Annotated in this window: 13 protein-coding genes; 9 read left to right on the forward strand and 4 right to left on the reverse strand. The window is 35.8% G+C overall.

Annotated elements, in window-relative coordinates:
• Positions 1 to 143: 143 nt before the first annotated feature.
• Entirely contained in the window at positions 144 to 1679 is a 1536-nt protein-coding gene (locus tag ACRD62_RS12495) for a SulP family inorganic anion transporter (protein WP_430820450.1), read from the forward strand.
• Positions 1680 to 1796: 117 nt separating this feature from the next.
• Here the strand turns inward: ACRD62_RS12495 and ACRD62_RS12500 are convergent, their stop codons facing one another.
• Positions 1797 to 2438, reverse strand: a complete 642-nt coding sequence (locus ACRD62_RS12500; protein ID WP_430820451.1) for a hypothetical protein — start codon at positions 2436 to 2438, stop codon at positions 1797 to 1799.
• 96 nt (positions 2439 to 2534) lie between these two features.
• On the reverse strand, positions 2535 to 4376 hold the full coding sequence (locus ACRD62_RS12505) for an ABC transporter ATP-binding protein (protein WP_430820452.1): 1842 nt from the start codon (positions 4374 to 4376) through the stop codon (positions 2535 to 2537).
• A gap of 261 nt (positions 4377 to 4637) precedes the next feature.
• On the opposite strand from ACRD62_RS12505, the gene ACRD62_RS12510 reads away from it, so the two are divergent.
• A complete protein-coding gene (locus tag ACRD62_RS12510; RefSeq protein ID WP_430820453.1) occupies positions 4638 to 4841 on the forward strand; it encodes a hypothetical protein in 204 nt (67 codons plus the stop codon).
• Between the two features lie 100 nt (positions 4842 to 4941).
• Here ACRD62_RS12510 and purB read toward each other — a convergent pair whose 3' ends face one another.
• Positions 4942 to 6297, reverse strand: coding sequence for an adenylosuccinate lyase (purB, locus tag ACRD62_RS12515; RefSeq protein ID WP_430820454.1), 1356 nt, complete (start codon positions 6295 to 6297; stop codon positions 4942 to 4944).
• Positions 6298 to 6393: 96 nt separating this feature from the next.
• Between purB and ACRD62_RS12520 the strand changes: the two genes are divergently transcribed.
• On the forward strand, positions 6394 to 7182 hold the full coding sequence (locus tag ACRD62_RS12520; protein WP_430820455.1) for an EI24 domain-containing protein: 789 nt from the start codon (positions 6394 to 6396) through the stop codon (positions 7180 to 7182).
• Here ACRD62_RS12520 and ACRD62_RS12525 read toward each other — a convergent pair.
• The gene (locus ACRD62_RS12525) at positions 7167 to 11216 is read right to left on the reverse strand and encodes a hybrid sensor histidine kinase/response regulator transcription factor (protein ID WP_430820456.1); all 4050 of its coding nucleotides are present in this window, start codon (positions 11214 to 11216) and stop codon (positions 7167 to 7169) included. The genes ACRD62_RS12520 and ACRD62_RS12525 overlap by 16 nt on opposite strands.
• Positions 11217 to 11494: 278 nt before the next feature.
• Between ACRD62_RS12525 and ACRD62_RS12530 the strand changes: the two genes are divergently transcribed.
• The 6 genes from ACRD62_RS12530 (at position 11495) to ACRD62_RS12555 (ending at position 22985) form a co-directional block, all read left to right on the forward strand.
• Positions 11495 to 12715: a glycoside hydrolase family 53 protein gene (locus ACRD62_RS12530; RefSeq protein WP_430820457.1), complete on the forward strand. Its 1221-nt coding sequence runs from the start codon at positions 11495 to 11497 to the stop codon at positions 12713 to 12715.
• 2 nt (positions 12716 to 12717) lie between these two features.
• Positions 12718 to 15099, forward strand: coding sequence for a glycoside hydrolase family 2 protein (locus ACRD62_RS12535; protein ID WP_430820458.1), 2382 nt, complete (start codon positions 12718 to 12720; stop codon positions 15097 to 15099).
• A gap of 234 nt (positions 15100 to 15333) precedes the next feature.
• Complete coding sequence (locus tag ACRD62_RS12540) at positions 15334 to 18273, forward strand: SusC/RagA family TonB-linked outer membrane protein (RefSeq protein WP_430820459.1); 2940 nt, start codon at positions 15334 to 15336, stop codon at positions 18271 to 18273.
• Between the two features lie 48 nt (positions 18274 to 18321).
• Positions 18322 to 19911, forward strand: a complete 1590-nt coding sequence (locus ACRD62_RS12545) for a RagB/SusD family nutrient uptake outer membrane protein (protein ID WP_430820460.1) — start codon at positions 18322 to 18324, stop codon at positions 19909 to 19911.
• An 11-nt stretch (positions 19912 to 19922) separates the two neighbouring features.
• Positions 19923 to 21887 carry a DUF5114 domain-containing protein gene (locus tag ACRD62_RS12550; protein ID WP_430820461.1) on the forward strand — a complete coding sequence of 655 codons (1965 nt, stop codon included), beginning with the start codon at positions 19923 to 19925 and terminating at the stop codon, positions 21885 to 21887.
• 57 nt (positions 21888 to 21944) lie between these two features.
• Complete coding sequence (locus tag ACRD62_RS12555; RefSeq protein ID WP_430820462.1) at positions 21945 to 22985, forward strand: glycoside hydrolase family 53 protein; 1041 nt, start codon at positions 21945 to 21947, stop codon at positions 22983 to 22985.
• Positions 22986 to 23102 lie beyond the last annotated feature (117 nt).

Here is a 23102-nt window from a genome sequence, read left to right on the forward strand (position 1 = left end):
TGTGTGAATTTTTCAATTAATCAATAATGCTTACCTTTGTGGCTGTTAAAATCCTTGTTGTTGCCCACAATAAAATTTCCCCTTAAATTTTCACATTGCACGAGAGTGTATATGCTAAATTGTAAACAATTTAACATACTCATATGATTTTTATCGACAAATTACGTCAAGGTTCGAACTTAAAAAATGAAATTTTATCCGGATTAACAGTAGCTCTTGCGCTGGTACCGGAAGCTGTTGCTTTCTCGCTGATGGCACATGTAAGTCCTTTAATTGGATTGTATTCTGCTTTTATTATTGGATTAATTACGGCTGTGTTGGGTGGTCGTCCGGGTATGATTTCTGGTGCTACAGGGGCAATTGCGGTTGTAATTGTAGGATTGGTAACCCGTCATGGAGTTGAGTTTCTTTTTGCAGCTGTAATTCTAATGGGGATCATTCAGATATTGGTGGGAGTACTAAAGCTTGGTAAATTTATTCGTCTTGTGCCACATCCTGTGATGTTTGGTTTTGTAAATGGGTTGGCTATTGTGATTTTTATGGCTCAGCTTGATCAATTTAAGATAGTAGATGAATTAGGCAATAAATCATGGATGGGTGGTATGCCTTTATTGATTATGCTCGGTTTTGTCGGTTTAACTATGCTTATCATTCATTTCTTGCCAAAACTCACCAAAGCAATTCCTGCAGCTTTAACAGCTATTCTGGTTGTTTCGGGTATTATCTTAGGATTAGGAATAGAAACCAAAACAGTAGGCGATATTGCTAAAATTTCTGGAGGATTACCAGAATTCCATTTGCCGATGATTGATATTACTTGGGAGAATTTTATGATTATCCTTCCTTACTCACTAATTATGGCAGCAGTTGGTTTGATTGAAAGCTTATTAACCTTGACTGTTATTGATGAAATGACTGAAACTCGTGGAAGGGGAAATAAAGAAAGTATTGCGCAAGGAACAGCCAATTTAGTTTGTGGCTTCTTCAGCGGAATGGGAGGTTGTGCAATGATCGGACAAAGTGTAATCAATGTGAGTTCGGGTGGACGTAAGCGTTTATCCGGTATTATTGCAGCTATTGGTTTATTACTGATTGTTTTATTCGGCTCTTCCTTAATCGAAAGAGTTCCCATGGCAGCATTGGTTGGATTAATGTTTATGGTTTCGATAGGTACTTTTGAATGGGCTAGTTTAAAGATCTTCCGCAAAGTTCCAATCACGGATGTTCTTGTAATGATTGTTGTGGCAGGTGTAACTGTTATCTTCCATAATTTGGCTGTAGCGGTTGGGATAGGAGTAGTTATTTCAGCCTTAGCCTATGCCTGGCAAAATGCAAAAAGAATCACAGCCCGTAGTCACATTCATGAAGATGGAGCTAAACATTATGAGATAGTAGGTCCGTTATTTTTTGGTTCTGTAACTGGTTTTTCCGAATTATTTGATGTGATGAATGATCCTGAGGACGTTATCATTGACTTTAAAGAATCACGTGTTGCTGATCATTCTGCTATTGAAGCGTTAAATAAACTAACTGAACGTTATGCCAAGCAAGGTAAAAAAGTTCATTTGCATTATTTGAGTAAAGACTGTGAACAGTTATTGGAAAATGCATCGGATTTGATTGATGTTAATTTCTACAAAGATACCTATTATCGTGTTGCTGATAATAAATTAGGATAGATTCAAAAAACATATTCGATTGAATTAAAAATCCGCTTCATACAAGAATTATACAGGTATGGAGCGGATTTTTAATAATAATTCAATTTCCCTATCCTTTTGTCACATAATTGTTACTTAATATGTTTGTTCCATCTGAGTAAGAATGGTAACCGGTTTCATATATACCTCTGACTTAAAAGCTTTGTATTCTTCACAAGCATCAGAGTCGTTCAAAACAAAAGTGGCCCAGTGGTAAAGATTTTGACCAAACCCGGCAGCTATAGTTAAACCATCGGTATAATGTTCTACTTTTGTTTTACCCTGGAATGATAAGTATTGGTAACCACGTTCAATAATACCCGTGATTCTTCTGCTTTCGTAATCACGAATATGCATGAGTTCATGTGCAAATAGTCCAATTCTGGCTTTTGAAGGAACATTCTCGAGTTTTACCCCGCTAAAATTTTTGTCACTGTTAATCACAATAACATAACGGCGGTTTTTCTTTCCTAATAATAATGAAAGAAAATTCGGACGGGCTGCCATTGTGGTTTTTAACTTTTTGTTTTTGATTTTTATATGGCAATTCTGTAAGTCGCCAAACTCACTGAAAGGTACCATGAAGTCATTCAGGTAAGCTGTTTGAAAGGTTGTATCAACCTTTAGTTTCCCTATCTTATTGTATTTCTTAATTTTTTTTGCACCAGCATCTTGTGCAATCATTACTGTGGCTGTTAAAAAACCAATCAGTAGTATAATAATCTCTTTCCACGCCATAATCTAACCCCTTTGCTTTTCTATTATGGAAAAGTAGCGTTAAATGTTACAGATGGAATGTTAAAAAGATTTAATCTGATTTTTTTAGTTTGATATTTAGCTCATTTGCATCGAATGCAGTTTGTTGTAAATACCATTTAAAGCAATTAACTCATCATGAGTACCTGTTTCAACAATTTTACCCTCGTGAAATACACAAATCATATCAGCATTACGAACGGTTGATAAACGGTGTGCAATAACCAGTGAAGTGCGGTTCTTCATCAGTTTTTCCAAGGCATCCTGTACCAAACGTTCTGATTCGGTATCCAATGCTGAAGTTGCCTCATCTAAGATCAGAATAGGAGGGTTCTTTAAAATCGCACGTGCAATGCTTAAGCGTTGACGCTGACCTCCGGATAATTTACTTCCCCGATCACCGATTTTGGTTTGATAACCATCTTCAGTGGCTTCAATAAAATCGTGAGCATTAGCCACCTTTGCAGCATCAATAACTTCCTCCATAGTTGCATTTTCAACACCAAAAGTAATGTTGTTGTAGATGGAGTCGTTAAACAAAATTGCATCCTGATTTACATTACCCATCAATTCACGAAGATCGAATAGTCTTAAATCTTTGATGTTATGTCCGTCAATGTATATGCCACCACTCTGAACATCATAAAAACGAGGAAGTAAATCAACAAAAGTTGTTTTACCACTTCCTGATTGACCAACAAGAGCTATGGTTTTTCCTTGAGGTATTGTAAGGCTAACATCTTTAAGAACATCAACTTCGTTGTTGTATGAGAAAGTGATATTACGGTATTCGATTTTATCCTTGAATTCCTGAATTTTTTCAGAACCATCATGTTCTTTAATTGAAAGTTCGGCATCTAAAACCGCTTCGATCCGTTCGTAAGCTGCCATCCCTTTCTGAATATTATAAGTGGCCTGTGAAAAAGCTTTAGCAGGGTTGATTATTTGGTAAAACATTCCCAAATAAGTAAGGAAAGTTGCCATGTTTAAACTAGCATCTTCATCAATGATTAAAGAACCACCATACCAAACAATTATTATGACCATAATGGTTCCCAGAAATTCACTGGTCGGATGAGCTAAATCTCTTCTGCGTTGCAGTCGATTATTTATTCTTCGGTAACTTTCTGTTTCATTCCAAAAGCGATTATCCATCCTTTTTTCAGCATTAAAAGCCTTAATAATTCGCAACCCGGAAAGTGTTTCTTCAATTACCCCTAAAATTTCACCCATTTTATTTTGACCTTCCCGAGAGGTTTTTTTAAGATTCTTACCAATACGTCCAATAATGAATCCCATTATTGGAAGCACAATGAAGACAAAAAGTGTAAGCTTAAAACTTATAAACAGCATTGACCCAAGTACCACAATAACAATGATTGGATTCTTTAAAAACATATCCAAAGACGACATTATTGATGCTTCAACTTCCTGCACATCTACAGTAGATCGTGCCATCATATCGCCTTTTCGTTCTTCGCTGTAAAAACCCAAGGGCAATTCAACAAGCTTACGATAGATTTTATTTCTAATATCACGGGTAACTCCATTTCTTACACCTATCATGGTGTAGGAAGCTAAATAAGTAAAGCCTGTTTTTAATAGAGTTGCAATAACAACAACAATCCCCAATATTAATAATGCATTAGCTGGTCCGTAATCTTCTTTAGCTAATGTTATGTAATAATAGATGTTGTTTTTAAGAGTAGAACCAAATTCAGAGAACCCATTGTTAAATGACCATGTTAACAGCTCATGTACGTTTTTATCATCCTGTAGAATAACTTCCAACATTGGAATCATTGATGCCATTGAGAATACAATAAATAGGGCAGCCAGGATATTAAAAATAAAGGCAAAAACCAGGTTCTTTTTATAGGGTGGTATATATAGCTTTAGTACGCGAAAAAAATCTTTCATTTTTAAAATTTACAATTGGCGCAAATATAACAAATAATTATGCAGGCATCCGAATGGATAGGTCATGGATAAGATTATTTAACGGATGAATAGATCATTTCTTGAATTAAAACAACCATTTAGTTATTGTATATTTGAATGTATAGAACTAAAGTTGTTATGAAAATTGTAAATTATATAAGATTACTTTTAGGGGCAATCAATTTATTATGTTCAATTATATTTATTATTATTCTTATAGTCTTATTTTTTACGGAGATTATGGAAACAGCTCAACTGTTGGTTATGCTGGTTTTTCTGATATATTTTTCAGTGTCATTTGTCTATTCTGTTCTCAACTTTGTTTCAAAGGAGGAGATTAATGCTATTAAGCAATTAAAGAAAGAAAATGTTAAAATGGAATTAGAAATAGAACAAATGGCTTTAAGACATCAACTTGAGAATTTTAAGATGGATAATGATTGAAAGCTGTTGTTTATTTGTATAAACAGGTTGATACAATTGTAGATAAAACCAAATAAAAAAAGCTGCCCGAAGACAGCTTTTTAGTATCATATTTTATGAATTATACTTTATAGATACCTGTATATGTTTGAGGTGAAATAGTTCTCATTTCTTCCTTAACTGATTCAGGTACATTTAATCCTTCGATAAATTTAGCCATTGTTTTTGCATTGATTTGCTCATTAGTACGAGTCAGCTCTTTCAATGCTTCGTATGGATTAGGATAGTTTTCGCGACGAAGAATGGTTTGAATGGCTTCCGCTACTACAGCCCAATTGTTTTCAAGATCTCTTTTTATGGCATCTTCGTTTAATAATAATTTACCTAATCCTTTGGCCAGTGAACGTATAGCAATAATTGAATGGGCGATAGGTACACCAATATTACGTAATACTGTTGAATCTGTTAAATCGCGTTGCAAACGTGAAACTGGTAATTTTTCAGCCAAATGAGAGAAAACTGCATTTGAAATACCCAGGTTACCTTCTGCATTTTCAAAATCGATTGGATTTACTTTATGGGGCATTGCACTTGAACCAACTTCACCTTTTTTGATGCGTTGCTTGAAGTATTCCATCATAATGTAGGTCCAGAAATCGCGTGCCAAATCAACCATAATAACATTAATGCGCTTCAGGTTATCGAAGATAGCTGCCATGTTATCGTAATTCGAAATCTGAGTTGTCAGTTGTTCGCGATCCAACTTTAAGGTTTCGTTTACAAACTTATTACCAAATTCAACCCAGTCGATTTGAGGATAAGCAACATTGTGTGCATTAAAGTTACCTGTTGCACCACCAAACTTAGCTGAACATGGAATGCCTTTTAATAAAGCAAGTTGTTTGTTTAAGCGCTCAACAAAAACTTTTAATTCTTTTCCCAATCGGGTTGGAGAGGCAGGCTGACCATGCGTTTTGGCTAACATAGGGATGTCTTTCCATTCGGTAGCCATGTCATCCAACTGCTGAATTAATTCTTCCAACAATGGATAGTACATTTCATGAACTGCATCACGCAAAGAATAAGGGATCGCTGTATTGTTGATGTCCTGTGACGTTAATCCGAAGTGGATAAACTCTTTGTATTTATCAAGCTTTAAAACGTCGAATTTTTCTTTAATGAAATATTCAACAGCTTTTACATCATGGTTGGTTACCGATTCAATTTCTTTGATTCGATCAGCATCTTCCAATTGGAAATCTTTGTAAATCTTACGTAAATCATCATAAAGATCTTTGTTAAAATCGGCCAACTGAGGAAGAGGCTCTTCACAAAGAGCAATAAAATACTCTATTTCAACTAATACTCTGTAACGGATCAGGGCGTATTCCGAGAAATACAATGCCAGGCCGTCAACCTTGTTTCTATACCTTCCGTCGATCGGAGAAATTGCAGTCAGTAATTGAATATCCATCATTTCTTTTATTTGAATTTTTGGCTGTGCAAAAGTAGTAAAATTTGCGCTAAAACATTAGTTTTGGATCACTGTCATTAACCTAATATTGTGTTTATAATGAATTATTCTCAAGGCTTCCAGCTTGGATTACGTTCGTACACCGAGGCATTCCGATTTATACGGCAAAATAAATTAGGGTGGTTTTTTATTTTTCCACTGTTATTAAATGTTGTTTTGTTTGCTGTAGGGTTCTATTCAGTTGGTAGTCTAGGTAGTGTTTTAATCAACTATCTGAACCAATGGATGGGAATTGAATCATGGGACTTTTTGGGAGCGTCGTTTTTGGCTGGCACCATCAAGTGGTTTATCTGGATTGTATTGCGTTTGTTGTTTTTTGTGATTTATGCTTATCTGGGTGGTTACATTATTTTAATTGCATTATCACCGGTATTTGCATTTTTATCAGAACGAACCGAAAAAATACTGTCAGGAAGTGAAGTGCCATTTAATACCAATCAGTTTTTAAAAGATATTTGGCGGGGTATTGTACTTGCACTTCGTAATCTTGCCGTGGAGATGTTATTTACACTTTTGCTTTTTATAATCAGTTTTATACCTGTTGTTGGTTGGTTTAGTGCCATTGTTTTGTTTTTTATATCTGCCTATTTCTATGGTTTCTCATTTATGGATTATACTTTCGAACGACGCAAGTTTAATGTGCAATCCAGTGTGCGATATATGAGAAGTAACAAGGGACTGGCAATTGGTAACGGATTGATCTTTGCCTTGGTGTTACTGATACCATTTATTGGAGTTACATTGGCAGGTTTCTTTTCTATTGTGTCGGTTGTTGGTGCAACCATTGCTGTGAATAAGGCACTCGATAATGATCAGTCTGTCTTTTGATTTTTGTACTCGCTCGGATTGCATCCAAACATTACTTTAAAGCTTTTAGAAAAACTTGATAAACTGCTGAAACCAACATTATACATTATTTCGGTAATATTACCTTCATTGTTTGTAAGCATTTGGGCCGCCATATTCAGTCTATAATTTTTAATAACATCTTTAGTCGATTGATTCGTAATAGCCTTAATTTTTCTATAGAGGTGAGTTGAACTCATACCAATATTGGAGCTTATAAAATCAACGGTTAAATCAGGGTTACTAACATTTTCAGCTATGATCTCCATAACCTTTTTAATAAACTGTTCGTTCTGATTATTTTCTGATGAACGGTTAGGTTCCGGGTTGATGATCATTTTATTTCTGATGTACTCATATATAACAGTCTCTGTTTTAATCAGGTTGTTGATACAAGCCTTCAGGTATGCAATATCAAATGGTTTGGTTATATACATGTTAGCACCGCTTTCAATTCCTTCTGTTTTTTGATTGTCAAGGGCCTTGGCTGTTAAAAGTATTACAGGGATTCGTTGATATTGTACATTGTTTTTTATTTTTTTACATAATTCAATACCATCCATTATGGGCATCATTATATCAGAAACAATTATGTCGGGATTTATCTGGTCAACCATTTCTAATCCGCTTTGACCATTTGACGCCCTGTAAATCTGAAAGAAAGTGTTTAGGTTCATTTCAATGTAATCCAATATGTCTGGATTATCATCAATGATTAAAACCTTATTTAGTTTATCAGACTTAACTGTTTTAGTTGATGTGTTGACTTGTTTATTACTATAATGGATGTGTTTTGAAATACGGCCGTCTGCTTTTTCAGCAGGGAAAGAGTATGTGAAAGTACTACCTTTATCAACTTCACTTTGAACATCAATTTTACCTTTGTGCAGCAATGCATACTGCTTAGCCATTGCCAAACCAATGCCTGTTCCTTGTTTATGTTTGCGATGGATATCTGCCTGATAAAAATGATCGAAGATCTTTTCAAGTTCTTGCTCTGGTATGCCGGAACCTGAGTCGCAGACTGAAACTTCAATAGTATTAAGGTTAGACGGAATTTTCAATTTCACGGTAATAGTTCCTTCAATAGGAGTGTGTTTAAAGGCGTTTGCCAAAATATTGAATAGAATAGCTTCTGTCTTCTCCCTGTCGATAGAAGTGACGAACTGAGATGCATTACTTTCAAACTCGTATTTAATTTCATGGCGTGAAGCCATGTCTTTAAAGGATTCAAATATTTCATTACAAAAAGCAACTAGCTCAACATCTGATTTTATGAGAGGTATTGATTCTGTTTCCAGCTTTCTGAAATCAAGAATTTGATTAACTAATGTCAGCAGTCGTTTGGAGTTTTTTTCAGCCAATTGCAGCATATCCAGGTTCTTTCCTGCAACCAAACCTGAATCGATCACCTGTTTAATTGGAGGCATAATTAAACTCAGAGGAGTTCTGAATTCATGAGATATATTGGTGAAGAATTGCTGTTTTGTATTTAAAATCTCTTCGCTGTGCTGTTTTTCAAGATTAGCCAAACGTAATTGATTATTGAATTTCTGACGGGCAACAAAAATCCTGAAAATAAGGTATGTTAGACCAACCATCAAAACAAAGTAAAGTGCTAAAAAAGGTTTACTTAGCCATAGGGGAGGCAGGATGATTACAGAGAATGAGCTTATATCTTTACTTTTTATTCCGGTATAATTGAATGATTCGATTTCAAGAGTGTATTCCCCTGGTTTAAGATTAGGATAATTTGCAAAGTTAGTGTTGAGTGAATTATTCCAGTCATTGTCGAAATTCTTTAGTCGATATCTGAAGTAACTTTTCTCTGGATGCCAGTAATTAAGAGTTGAAAAGAAAAAGGTTAAGGAGTTATTTGCATAAGAAAAAACTAGTTCATTTAGATAAGGTATGTCTCTTTGAATATTTTCATTAGCCGTTGTTTGGTACAACTCATTATTTATGTGAAGCGATGATAATATGGCTTTGGGAGGCATAATTGTCAATTCATCTTCTTCAGGATTAGATGCAATATATCCATTGTCACCGCCAAAGTAAACAACACCTGAAGAAGAGACAGTTGAACAACCTTTGTAAAAACTTTTAATCGGACTGTTTGCATCAAGAGGCATAGAAATGATGTTTCCGGTTAATGAATTATATTTAATAACCGAATTAATGGAAGCCATCCATATATCATTTTGTTTATCCATTTCAATACTGATAGGATTATTGATTACCGGGTTATTTATTGGATATGTTTCAATTTTAGAGATAGAAGGCTGATAATGTATAATTAGCTTATTAGTGGCAATAAGAAGACTTTTATTGTTAATGGTGTTTAAACATAGAATCGATTCATTATTTATAAGATTGTTAATTGCATCAACCGAAAATGGTGCAAGGTTTTTATTATTGACCGACCAAAGTTGATTAGACTTTAAGTAATATATATCATTACCACAAGAATAGATTCTGTCGGGCGCTGATTTTTCAGTTCTTACAAAACGAAGGTTTTCAAGAGAATTTATCTCACCGGTAATCTTAAATATTCCTCCTTCCCAGGCGCTTACCCAAATTGATTTGTCAGATGTTATTGCAAAGCTATTGATGTAATTGGATGTTAAACCATTGGTTTTATCCGAACTTACACTTCTCATAGACTCATCTTTCGGACTCCATATATTAATACCTGCTGCCGTTCCCATCCATATTCTACCTAATGGATCTTCGAGCAAAGCGTATGTGTTATCAAGAAGAAGTTTGTGGCTTGTTTTTGACGATGCTGTAAAATAGGTCTTTTTTTGATTTGTTTTATTCTCAATAACACCATGTATTGTGGCCACATACATCGATTCATCCTTACTAATCAATATATCCCGGATTTGATTTCCGACTTGTTGATTATTGATTGTGTAATATTCTTCGTGTAAGTTGTAGAATGAGTTTTCTGTATTAATCAGGCTAATTCCATTAGAAGTCAGAAGCCATTGAGTATTAGTATTATCTTTAAATATTTTCCAGATTACGTTGTTGGCAATACTCTGATTTAATATCGGATTGTGGAAATATGCATCTATTTTATTAAGGTCTGAAGTTGCAATATTTAATCCAAAATCTGTTCCAAGCCAAAGTTTATTGTTTTCGTGATGAATACATTTTATTACTTCATTACTGATGGATGTGTTGGAGCTATTGAATAATATGTGGTGATGAGTAGTTCGGTTAAATTTTGCCAAACCTGTTTCTGTGCCAATAAGCAAGATAGAATCGTTATCAGGGACCAGTGGTTTAATGTCCAGAATAAGATTGTTTTTTAAAAAAGGTTTATACGAACCTTTAAGGTCATATGACTCAAATTTGCCTTTTTTGTAACTGTTTAATTGATCATATGTACCAATCCACATGGTACTGTCACTTGTTTCATACAAACATCGTATAGTTGAATGACTTAGTTTACTGTTAACATTGTTAAAGTATTCGTATTGGTTAATGCTTTTATCGTAAATAATCAATCCATTAGAGGTTCCAATCCATATTCGGTTATCTTTTGATTTATACAAACTTCTGACAGATGCATTTTCTCCAATGTTAAAAGGGGTAATTTCAAATGTTTGTGTATTAATAGTGCATAATCCTTTCCAGGTGCCAATCCATAATAGATCATCATCAAGAAGAAGGCTTCTGATATTACTGTTAGGCAAAGAACCCGGTTCGATACTTTCTCTGAAGATTGAGGTTTGATATCCGTCCCATCTGCATAAACCATCATCTGTTCCTATCCATATAAAGCCTAATTTATCTTGCTCTACGGTATTGATCATGTTTGAAGGTAGACCATCTTCCTGTCTCAGGTTTGTGAAATAAATAGATTGAATTGTACTGCTTTCCTGGGCAATTATCCCTGTAATAATAATCTGCACAAAAAGCATTGAGATTAATTTCTCAAAGTAGATTGATGCATTATTAAGCCTGATGCGTCTCTTGATATTGAAGATTACCCTGATTGGTTTCAATATTACACAGTGAAAAATGATGATTTATATAGCGTTGTAAAGATAATTAAAAATTAAGGTTTGTTGTAGAAATGTATGATTTAGACAAATAAAGGTATTAAATAAGATTACATTTTATATCGTAAGTTTAATAAATGAGAACTTAAAGTTGTAATTAATTTCAGGTAGGTATGAAATAGACAAATAATTGTATGTTTTCAATAAATGTTTAAAAATGTTAACAGCTAATTTTGATAACAATAATTAACAATGAAATAAAAAACTTAAGTCTAGTATTTATGATTAAATCCAGGTTGATCTATATCGTTTATCTATTGGTGTTTTCGTTATTGATAGGTTCGTGTAACTTAAAAACCGATAAAGCAGCTCAAACTTCTAATAGATTGATTAATGAATTTATGAATGGTGTTGATCTATCATACGTTAATCAAGTTGAAGACCATGGCGGTATTTATAAAGAAGACGGTACTAAGGTAGATCCATATGAACTGTTTAGTAAAAAGGGAGCTAACGTTGTTAGGTTACGAATCTGGAATAATCCCGAATGGATTTATCAGGTATATGGAGAAGATACACCTTTATATAGTGGTTACAACGATGTAAAGAAGTCCATAGAAAGAGCAAAGGCAAATGGAATGGCCATTAACCTTGATTTTCATTATTCAGATATATGGGCTGATCCGCAGCATCAAAAGGTTCCTTCAGTATGGAAGAATATAACAGATCTCAATGTTCTTTGTGATTCAGTTTACAATTATACTTATTCAGTATTAGATGATCTTTTAAAAAGTAATCTTTTACCTGAGATGGTTCAGATAGGTAATGAAACCAATTGTGGTTTCATGTTGGATGAAGCTGATTCACTTTTTCCAAAGCTTTCGATATGTGATGGAAACTGGGTGGCTTTTGGGAAAGTGTTAAATGCAGGAGTTAAAGCTGTGAGGGATATTGACTTAAAAGCAGGCTCCAAAACTTTAGTTGCTTTGCATGTTGCCGATCCGAAAAATCTGGAATGGTTCTTTAAAGGAGTTATGGAAAAAGGTATGGTCAATGATTTTGATATTGCTGGTTTTTCATATTATCCACACTGGCATACAGAGATTTCATTTGAAGAACTCCCAAAACTTGTATCAAGACTTACAAATGAGTTAAATAAAGATTTTGTGATTCTTGAAACGGCATATCCTTATACTTTGGAGGAAGCAGATGAATATGGAAATATTTTTGGTGAGCATAGTGGTATTGAAGGTTATCCTATTTCAATAGAAGGACAGCGGGCATTTTTAATCGATTTGGTCACAAACATGAGAACTGCTGGTGCTAAAGGAGTGATGTATTGGGAACCAGCATGGATTTCTTCTGATATGAAAGATTTATGGGGACATGGTTCGGCTTGGGACAATGCGACTTTGTTTGATCGTGAGGGAAACTCATTGGCTTCAATTGACTATCTGTCTTTTGATTATGCTTCAACAACGGATGACTTAAAGACGAAATAAGGATGAAGATATTTAAAAGTAAGTTGGTTTTGGCTTCTTTAATGGTGTTACAACTTATTTCGTGCGATAAGTCAGGTAAGGAAGAAATTACTATAGGAAAAAATCTTTTTAATAAGAACTGGCTTTTTGTTAAAGATGTTGATTCTTCTGTTGAGGATTTATTTAATAACAAAAATAAAGCAATTAAGTGGGAAGAGGTTACTATACCACATACTGCCAGCATAGAACCGTTAATAATTAAAGGTGATCAGTGGCAAGGTGAATGTTTCTACATGAAAAATTTTAATGTCAGTAAAAAGTTAGCAGGATCACATGTTGGGCTTTACTTTGAGGGAGCTATGCAAGTGGCTGAAGTATACCTTAATGGTGAGTTGATTGGGGCAAATGAAGGTGGTTATCTTCCTTTTTATATTGACCTGTCTGAAAGAATACAATTTGGAGAGAATAATTGCCTTTTAATTAAGTTAAATAATGAAGATAATCTAAATGTACCTCCTGGAAAAGCATTGAATGTTTTAGATTTTAATATTTACAGTGGAATCTATCGTAATGTTTGGTTGTTGGTTAAAGACCCGGTGCATATTTCTAATCCGGTTGAAGTTGATCATCTTGCAGGTGGTGGTGTTTTTGTTAGTTGTACTAATGTATCGGAACAATCGGCTGATGTAAATGTGAAGGTTGATGTTAGCAATGATCTGGATTTAAAGAAGAAGATCCATATCACAGCTGAACTTTTGCATGAAGAAATTTCAATTGTTAAAGCCACTTCTGATAATGTTCAACTTGATGCTTTGTCATCAGGTAGTCTGGATTTGTCTCTTAAAGTGGATAATCCCAGATTATGGTCGGTTGATAAGCCTCATTTATATACTCTATCAGTTAAACTTTTTGCAGATGGAAATGAAACAGATGCTGAGTCCATCAAAGTTGGTATTCGTACCATTGAAATAGCTTCAGAAGATGGTTTTAAAATCAATGGAAAGTCATTAAAGTTAAGAGGAACCAACAGACATCAGGAATACCCTTATGTTGGATACGCCATATCTGATAATGCCAATTACAGGGATGCAAGAAAAATAAAGGAAGCAGGATTTAATATGGTTCGTTTATCACACTATCCGCAGAGTCAATCTTTTTTAAATGCATGTGATGAATTGGGAATCTTGGTAATGGATGCTATTCCGGGTTGGCAATTTTTTGGAGGTGATGTTTTTCAAAAAAATGCCTATAAAGATATTCGTAAAATGGTGAGGGTTGATCGTAATCATCCATCAGTAATACTTTGGGAGGCATCATTGAACGAATCACAGATGACGACTGAATTTATGGAAAGGGCTCATGCAATAGTTCATGAAGAATATCCAGGAAAAGATGTATACACCTGTGGCTGGATCAATGGAGCATATGATGTTTTTATACCGGCACGTCAACATGCCAAGCCACCATATTATTGGAATCAATGTAATAATACTAAACCTTTATTTATTGCTGAATATGGCGACTGGGAGTATTATGCTCAGAATGCAGGGTTTAATCAAAAGGCATTTGAGAATTTATCTGACGAAGAACGAAACTCACGCCAGCTAAGAGGTGACGGACAAAAAAGACTTGCCCAGCAGGCATTAAATTATCAGGAAGCACATAATAGTAATCTGCAGGGTGAGGCAATAGGTGATGCGAATTGGTTAATGTTTGATTATAACCGTGGTTATGCCCCAGACATAGAAGCTTCAGGTATAATGGATATATTCCGATTGCCAAAGTTTGCCTACTATTTTTACAAGAGCCAAAACGATGTTGATTTAGATAATGAATTTTATCAACCTGTTGTTGCCATCGCCAATTATTATAATGATCCGTCTTTTTTAGAGGTTAAAGTATTCAGTAATTGTGACGAAGTTGAATTATTGGTAAATGATATTACCTATTCTAAACAAAAACCTGATCAGGATGTGAATTCAACTCATCTGAATCATCCTCCTTTTACCTTTCATCTTTCGTCATTTATACCTGGCAAAATAGAAGCGATTGGTTATTTAAATGGAAAAGTTGTTACCAGAGATCTAAAACTAACACCTGAACAAGCTTATGGAATTAAACTTTGGATTGATGAAAGTGGAAAAGCCCTACAGAGCGGTTGTAATGACTTGGTTTTTGCTTATGCTTCCATAGTTGATACAAATGGTACAATTCTTCCTTTAGCCGAAAATACTATTCGTTTTTCTATTAAAGGTGATGGTGAGATTATAGGTATGAATCCTGTAAATGCCGAAGCCGGAATTGCTACTGTTTTGTTAAAAGCCGGTGAAACGTCCGGTCACCTTCAAATACAGGCTTCATCTCCTGGATTAAAGAATGATGAGCTTGTTGTTGATGTTCAATAATACAATACAATTATAATTTACACTAAAAACTTAAAATCAGCTACTATGAAAAACAAACATCTGCTTATGAGTTTCAGAACTTGATAACTCAGAATACGGTTTTCCAAAAATCGTTTAATCTATCAATTAGTTACAACACTTATAAAATTATTGATTTATCGGGTATATAGCCAATGAATAAAAGTGTTGTGACAGAAATTACAAGAATGACTAATTAAATTTTAAGTAAAAAATATGAATAGTTTATTAAAGCGTTTGACTTCTGCTATTCTACTATTGAGTTTCGGAATAACTCTATGGGCTCAGCAAACCCAGGTTAGTGGAACAGTAACAGATGCAAAAACAAATGAACCTATTCCGGGTGTAACTGTATATGTGAAGGGTACACAACGGGGTAGTATAACCTTACCTGATGGTTCTTATGCCATAATGGTTAATTCGGGTGAAGTATTGGTTTTCTCCTTTATTGGTTATCAGCAGCAAGAAGTTGCGATTGGGCCTGATGCTAATTACAATATCTTTCTTCAACAGGATTATATCAATGTTGATGAGGTGATTGTAGTTGGATATGGTGAAACCAAGAAAGGTGATTTAACAGGAGCTGTTTCCAATGTTTCTTCCAAAGATTTTAATCCAGGGGTGGTGACTTCACCTGCTCAGTTAATTAACGGAAAGGTATCTGGTGTTCAAATTGTTTCCGGAAGTGGTTCTCCAACATCCGGCAGCTCGTTTCGTATCAGGGGAGGAGCTTCTTTAAATGCCAGTAACGATCCTTTAATTGTTTTAGACGGTGTACCTCTTGAAGCCGGTGGTATCAGTGGTAACAGTAATAATTTTTTAAGTCTGATCAACCCGAATGATATCGAGAGCATGACAGTCTTAAAAGATGCATCATCAACGGCTATTTATGGTTCGCGTGCTTCAAACGGCGTGATTATCATCACGACTAAAAAAGGTTCTAAAGATAAATTCAGAGTTAATGTAAACTCAACCAACTTGCTTCAGGTTAGAACAAAATTACCGGAAATGCTTTCGGAGAGTGATTTTCGAGCTGTGGTTGAATCACAGGGAAGTGAGGCTCAAAAAGCACTGTTAGGAACAAGTAGTACTAACTGGAATGATGAAATTTTTAAGTTGGCTTTTGGAACAGATAATAATTTTAGTGTGTCTGGAACATTATGGGATATGCCGGTTCGTTTCTCAGGAGGTTATTACAATCAGGACGGTATCCTGGATACAGATAATGCTCAAAGACTGACAGGTAGTTTAAATATTTCTCCAACATTTCTTGAGGATCATTTGAAATTTAATGTAGGGGTAAAAGGAGCAACCAACCAAAATACTTTTGCTAATACAGGTGCCATTTGGGGTGGTTCAACAATGAATCCTACCTTACCTGTCTATTCCGGTTTATCCGGATATGGAGGATATATCGAGGCGATTGATGGGGATGGACTGCCTGTTACCGGAGCTGTTCTTAACCCTGTTGGACTGCTAAATCAGTATTCATCTACCAGTACGGTGAACAGGGTAATTAGTAATCTGGATATGGATTATCAATTTCATTTTTTACCTGATCTACGTTTTCATGCCACCTTGGGCTATGATTATGCTCAGGGGGAAGGAACCATTCAAGTACCTGTTGAAGCTGCCCAGTATTATTTAACAGGTGGTAGAAACTACACTTACGGACCTCAGAAAAATGAAAACCGTTTGTTAACAACCTACCTGAATTATAAAAAAGATTTGGCTGAGATAAATAGCAATGTGGATGTTACTTTAGGATACGATTATCAATTTTGGAAAAGTACAACTCCAACCTATAACGAGGTAAATGTTGCTGGTGAGGTTCAAAGTTCAATTGCACCATACGATCAGCGACATGCATTACTATCCTATTATGGTAGATTGAATTACAGCTTCAAATCGAAGTATATGATAACAGCAACCGTTCGGCAGGATGGTACTTCGCGATTTAGTGAAGATAATCGCTGGGGTACATTTCCTTCAGTGGCACTCGCCTGGAGACTTTCGGAAGAAGGATTTTTATCTGGTATTGATGCACTATCGAATTTGAAGTTACGTGCAAGTTATGGTGTAACTGGGCAGCAGGAAGGCATTGGTAATTATAACTATCTGCCTGTTTATACTATCAGTCAGGATGGAGCTCAATATATTTTTGGTAACTCAATTATTAATACATGGAGGCCTGAAGCCTATGTTTCCAACCTTAAATGGGAAACAACCAAATCGTTTAACTATGGTATCGATTTTGGATTTATCAATAATCGTTTATCAGGTTCTGTTGAGTACTACACCAGAGTTACGGAGGATTTATTGGCTACAGTGCCATCTCCGGCCGGTACTAACTTTGATAAGCAGATACTTACCAATGTGGGTAATGTCGATAGTGAAGGTGTTGAGTTGACGATCAATGCTACCCCGATTGATAATCAGGACTGGACATGGAATTTTAGTTTTAATGCAACCTGGCAACAGCAAACCATTAAAAATCTGTCTTTAAATCCTGAAGCAGGTGTGAATCATACACCTGTTGGCCCAACAATCGATAGCTATTATTTTCAGACTTTTACTGAAGGATATTCTCCTTACATGTTTTATGTGTATCATCAGTTGTACGATGAATCAGGTAAACCTATTGAAGGCGCATATGCCGATTTGAATGATGATGGTGAGATTAATTCGGATGATTTGTATCATTATCACAATCCTATGCCTGACTATATATTGGGCTTTAGTACTTCGGTACGTTACAAAAACTGGAGCTTAAACACAAGTATTCGTTCTTACCTGAATAACTATGTGTATAATGGAATGTCGATGAATACTGGTGCATTCGGAACCATGTCGTATAATGCGTTTCAACTGAATAACCTGCATCAGAGTTATCTTGAAACCGGATTTCAGAGCCGTCAGTATCTGTCGGATTATTATATTGAGAATGCTTCATTCCTTAGAATGGATAATCTTTCACTAAACTATAATTTCGGAAGAGTATACGATTTGTTTAATCTGAATCTGACAGCTTTAGTTCAGAATGTTTTCACAATTACCAATTATTCAGGTGTTGATCCCGAAATATCAAATGGAGTAGATGTGTCATTCTATCCTCGCCCTCGCATTTTCTCATTAAGTATCGGAGTTGATTTTTAATGAATAATTGAGATGAATATTTTGAATATTGACACAAACAGAACGAAAATGAAAAAGATAATATATATATCAACGGTTTTTGTTGTTTTTATTTTATCGGCTTGTTCCGATGATTTAAATCAATATCCGCATGTAAGAGAGACTTCTCAGTCTGTATTCTCCAAGCCCGAAAATTACGTTTCTGCATTGGCCAAATGTTATGCTTCGTATGTTACAGCGGGTCAGGAACGAGGTGGCGGTGATGCTGACCTGAGTAGTAATAATGGATATGATTACATGCGTTGCTATTTTAATGTACAGGAGGCCGGAACTGACGAAATTGGTTCTACCTGGATCGAAGGTGATAATATTGGAAATCTTACCTATATGACCTGGGATGCCAATGATCCCTGGGTGGCAGATATGTATTACAGATGCTATTACACCATTTCACTTTGTAATGAGTTTTTAAAGAATGCTACGGATGACAAGATATCAGCTTTTACTGATACTGAACAAACTGAAATAAAGGTATATCGAGAAGAAGCACGTTTTCTGAGAGCATTGGCTTATTATCATGCACTGGATTTATTTCATGATGTTGCTTTTGCTAATGAATCACATATAGGTAGTTCTACACTGCCTGAACGAATTGAATCTGCCGATCTGTTTAATTTCCTCACAACAGAGTTGAAGGACTGCAGTGAAAAGATGAACGATGTTGATAATTGTGATTATGGCAGAGCTCCCAGAGCTGCTGCATGGATGTTGCTGGCACGTTTGTATTTAAATGCCGAAGTGTATGAAGCAGGTGCTAAGTATGATTCCTGTATGATTTATACCCAGAAAGTTATGGATGAAGGTTATGCCCTTGCATCCGATTACAGCACATTGTTTAATGCCGATAACGATAAGCGTGTAGGACGTGGTAATGAAATTATTTATCCGTTGGTTGTTGATGGTGTAAATGTGGTATCGTGGGGTGCAACAACTTACTTGGTGTGTGGTCAGGCGGATCAGGATTATGGATATGATCCTTTGGAAGTAGGCTGTGGAAGTGCATGGGGTATGTTTCGTGTAAGAGGCGAGATACCTGCTTTATTTGATATGGATAATGATGATCGAGCCATGTTTTATGTTGGGGATCAATCACAGTTTATGGATAATGGTGTTGATGATCGTACTGGTGGATATTTTGTTCGTAAATGGAGCAATCTTACCGATGATGGAGAAGTGGCTTCAAACACGGTGAGTGATGGCGTAAATACTGATTTTCCTATGTTCCGTTTAGCTGATGCTTACCTGATGTATGCTGAGAGTGCTGCACGTACCGGTACAAATATGACTGAGGCAGTTAGTTTAGTTAATGAGTTGAGAACAAACAGAAATGCTGCTCAGGTATCAGAAAGTGAATTGATTGCTACTACTGATGGCATACCTTACAAGTTTTTTATGGATGAAAGAGGTAGAGAGTTGTATTGGGAGTGCGTACGTCGTACCGACTTAATCCGCTTCAATTCTTTTACAGGTGATAAATATATATGGCAATGGAAAGGGGGAGTTAAGGACGGTAAGTCAGTAGACTCAAAATTTGATGTTTATCCGATACCTGCTGCCGAAATCTCAGCAAATCCAAATCTGTACAATGCTGACTATTAAAACTGATAAAAATGAAGAATATATTTAAATATCTCACATTGTCTTTATTCGTAATGCTTTTGGCTTGCGAAAAAGATGGCGATAAGCTGATTCTTGCAGGACTTGATTCATCAACCCTGGTTAGTAGTGGATCAGATGTTGTACTTACGCAGGATAATAAGGATGCCATATTATTGAGTTTCTCATGGAATGAGAGTGAACTGTCCATCAGTAATGAATTATATGGTATACCTGATGATGTTCCTCAAATGATACTTGAAATTTCAGCAACTGAAACGTTTGATCAGTATGAAACCAGACAACCGGAAGAAAATATGCTGGCTTTGACTGGTGGAGAGCTAAATACATTGGCTAAAAATTTTGGTTTTGAAGCGGATAAGAGTACTCCTATGTACTTCAGGGTAACTTCTTCTTATGGCTCAAATACTGAGGTGTATTACAGTAACATCATAGCTGTTAATATTACCAGTTACGAAATTGATATGTCGCTTGGTTTTATATTGGAGTCAGATCAGTCAACTGATACTGGATTTACTCTTTACTCGCCGAATAGCGATGGAAATTATCATGGTTTTACGGGTTCAACAGCCTGGTATAACTGGTATCTGAAAGAAGGTGATGGTACCATCTGGGGTAATGATGGTGTGGCAGGTACACCGTTCTTAATTTCATCTGAACTGGCGTCAATGTGGAATTTCTGGTATCCGGGTTTTGGCGGATGTTACTATACCACTTTAAGTACATCAGCAAAAGAATGGACAGCGACTTATATTCCGTCTTTACAGGTTTCAGGCGATGTAACGGGTGAAATGACTTTTGTGCGATCAGAAGTAAAATGGTATTTATCATTAACAACAACCACTGATAATGCTGTGGTTAAAGTAAGTTCAACAGATGCTAAATTGTATAATTTATCAACCGGAACAGATGATGCTTCTGCTATTAACAAAGAAATTGGTTTTGTTGCAGATGGTACCAATGGTTTAAGTTTTGCAATGTCGGCAGATGCAGCAACAGATATTAGCTTTGGCACAGCAGGCGATTATACCTTAACTTTATATTTGGCAGATCCAACCAATCTGTATTACGAAATTACGGAAGGTTCAACGGTTGTTATTGATCCTATAAGTGAGTTTCTGTATCTTCCAGGTATTGATGATTTGATATCAGGTGAATGGACCTTTGATAATTACCTTCGCTTGATAAGTGCGGATGATTCAACTTTTGCTGGTGTAATTAATGTTAACTCCGAATGGGGGTATCAAATGACACTTGAAGAAGGAAACTGGGATGATGTTTATAAAATGGGTGATTCGGAAGGTCAATTGGTATTTAAAGGACCAAATAATATTACGCCTCCGCCAGCCGGTTTATATCTGATAGAAGCTGATTTAAAAAATCTTACTTATAGTCATACCGAATTTAGCAGTTTGAGTTATGCCGGTTTTAACGATGACTGGACTATGGTTCAAATGGCTGAAACTGCTACCACAGGCGTTTATTCGAGTAGTGTAACCATAAATGGAGCATCTCCATGGGGCGCCAAGTTGTATATGAATAGCAATTGGGATCTTTTCTTTGGTGGTTCAAGTGGTAATCTGTACTTAGGTGGTGAAGGTGTAACGGATGATGCAACAATTAATCCTGGAACTTACGATTTAATTGCGGATGCTATTAATCAAACCTATGTATTGTTAGGAGATGAAGTATATGTTACAGGATTGAATGATGTTTGGGATTTTACTTCAGTGGTACTTACCAAACAATCAACCGGAGTTTATAGCGGTAGTGCAACTGTAACGGCAGGTGTTCCATGGGGTATTACAATTCATATCGATCAATCGTGGAACCGATATTTTGGAGGTTCTTTGGACAATATGGATTATATGGGTGATAATATTGACATGAGTGGATTAGCGAATGGAACCTATACTGTAACCGTTGATTTTATTAATAACACCTGTACATTTGAATAAAGAATATTAATGCCGCAGGTATATTGCCTGCGGCTATTAAAATAAAAAAGTATAATAATGAATTTTAATAGGATTTTATATCTGCTACTTTTTGTGTTGATATCATTTGCGTGTGTAGATGATTACGATAAAGCTGTTAAGACAGAAGTGCCTGATGTTCCAAATAAGGATATGAGTGGTTATGCAAAGGGTGCTGATGTTAGCTGGTTAACCGAAATGGAATCGCAAGGAGTTTTGTTTTACGATACAGCAGGAGTTCAAACCGAGTGTATTACACTTCTGAAAGACATGGGAATGAATTCCATTCGTTTAAGGGTATGGGTAAATCCAACAAACGGTTGGTGCAATACAGCAGATTTATTGGTGAAGGCAAAGCGCGCTAATGACTTAGGTATGCGCATATTGGTTGATTTTCATTACAGTGATGTTTGGGCAGATCCTGCCAGTCAAAACAAACCTCTGGAATGGGAGAGTCTCTCATTTTCAGATCTTTGTACAGCAGTTTCTAACCATACAACAGACGTTCTTAATGCATTAAAAGATTGGGGAATTACTCCGGAATGGGTGCAGGTTGGAAACGAAACCGGAAACGGCATGTTGTGGGATGACGGACGAGCATCGGATAATATGGCGCAATATGCTACCTTAAATAATAAGGGATACGATGCTGTTAAAGCGGTTTTTCCGGATACCAAAGTGATTGTACATCTTCAGGAAGGTAATCGAAACAGTTTATTTCGTTGGTTGTTTGATGGGTTGAAGAATAATGGAGCCAAATGGGATGTGATTGGAATGTCACTTTATCCTGAAGCAGATACCTGGCAAAGCTTAAATGATGATATTATTAGTAATATTCATGACATGATAAGCAGATACGACTGTGAAGTAATGATCTGTGAAGTTGGCATGGACGTGGAGCAAGAAGATGCGGGGTATAATTTTCTAAAAGACCTGATGACACGAACACAGACCATTGACGAATGCTTAGGTATCTTTTACTGGGAACCCCAGAGTTATAACAACTGGAATGGTTACACTAAGGGAGCATTTAATGCAGAAGGAATGCCTTCGAAGGCAATGTATTCTTTTGGTGAATGATAATTACACTTTAATTCTTTTGGAAGAGGGTGTCCAAAAAGTGATTCTGCAAATAAGGAATCTTTCAAATTGTAACTTTACTTTCATTATACCCCACCAAACCTCCCCTAAAAGGGA

Origin of the sequence: Carboxylicivirga caseinilyticus, assembly GCF_050589785.1 — a bacterium.
GTDB lineage: Bacteria > Bacteroidota > Bacteroidia > Bacteroidales > Marinilabiliaceae > Carboxylicivirga > Carboxylicivirga caseinilyticus.

Coding starts and splice junctions, on each gene's coding strand:
- ACRD62_RS12495 (WP_430820450.1), top strand. CDS start 144: ATGATTTTTATCGACAAATTACGTCAAGGTTCGAACTTAAAAAATGAA.
- ACRD62_RS12500 (WP_430820451.1), bottom strand. CDS start 2,438: ATGGCGTGGAAAGAGATTATTATACTACTGATTGGTTTTTTAACAGCC.
- ACRD62_RS12505 (WP_430820452.1), bottom strand. CDS start 4,376: ATGAAAGATTTTTTTCGCGTACTAAAGCTATATATACCACCCTATAAA.
- ACRD62_RS12510 (WP_430820453.1), top strand. CDS start 4,638: ATGGAAACAGCTCAACTGTTGGTTATGCTGGTTTTTCTGATATATTTT.
- purB (WP_430820454.1), bottom strand. CDS start 6,297: ATGATGGATATTCAATTACTGACTGCAATTTCTCCGATCGACGGAAGG.
- ACRD62_RS12520 (WP_430820455.1), top strand. CDS start 6,394: ATGAATTATTCTCAAGGCTTCCAGCTTGGATTACGTTCGTACACCGAG.
- ACRD62_RS12530 (WP_430820457.1), top strand. CDS start 11,495: ATGATTAAATCCAGGTTGATCTATATCGTTTATCTATTGGTGTTTTCG.
- ACRD62_RS12535 (WP_430820458.1), top strand. CDS start 12,718: ATGAAGATATTTAAAAGTAAGTTGGTTTTGGCTTCTTTAATGGTGTTA.
- ACRD62_RS12540 (WP_430820459.1), top strand. CDS start 15,334: ATGAATAGTTTATTAAAGCGTTTGACTTCTGCTATTCTACTATTGAGT.
- ACRD62_RS12545 (WP_430820460.1), top strand. CDS start 18,322: ATGAAAAAGATAATATATATATCAACGGTTTTTGTTGTTTTTATTTTA.
- ACRD62_RS12550 (WP_430820461.1), top strand. CDS start 19,923: ATGAAGAATATATTTAAATATCTCACATTGTCTTTATTCGTAATGCTT.
- ACRD62_RS12555 (WP_430820462.1), top strand. CDS start 21,945: ATGAATTTTAATAGGATTTTATATCTGCTACTTTTTGTGTTGATATCA.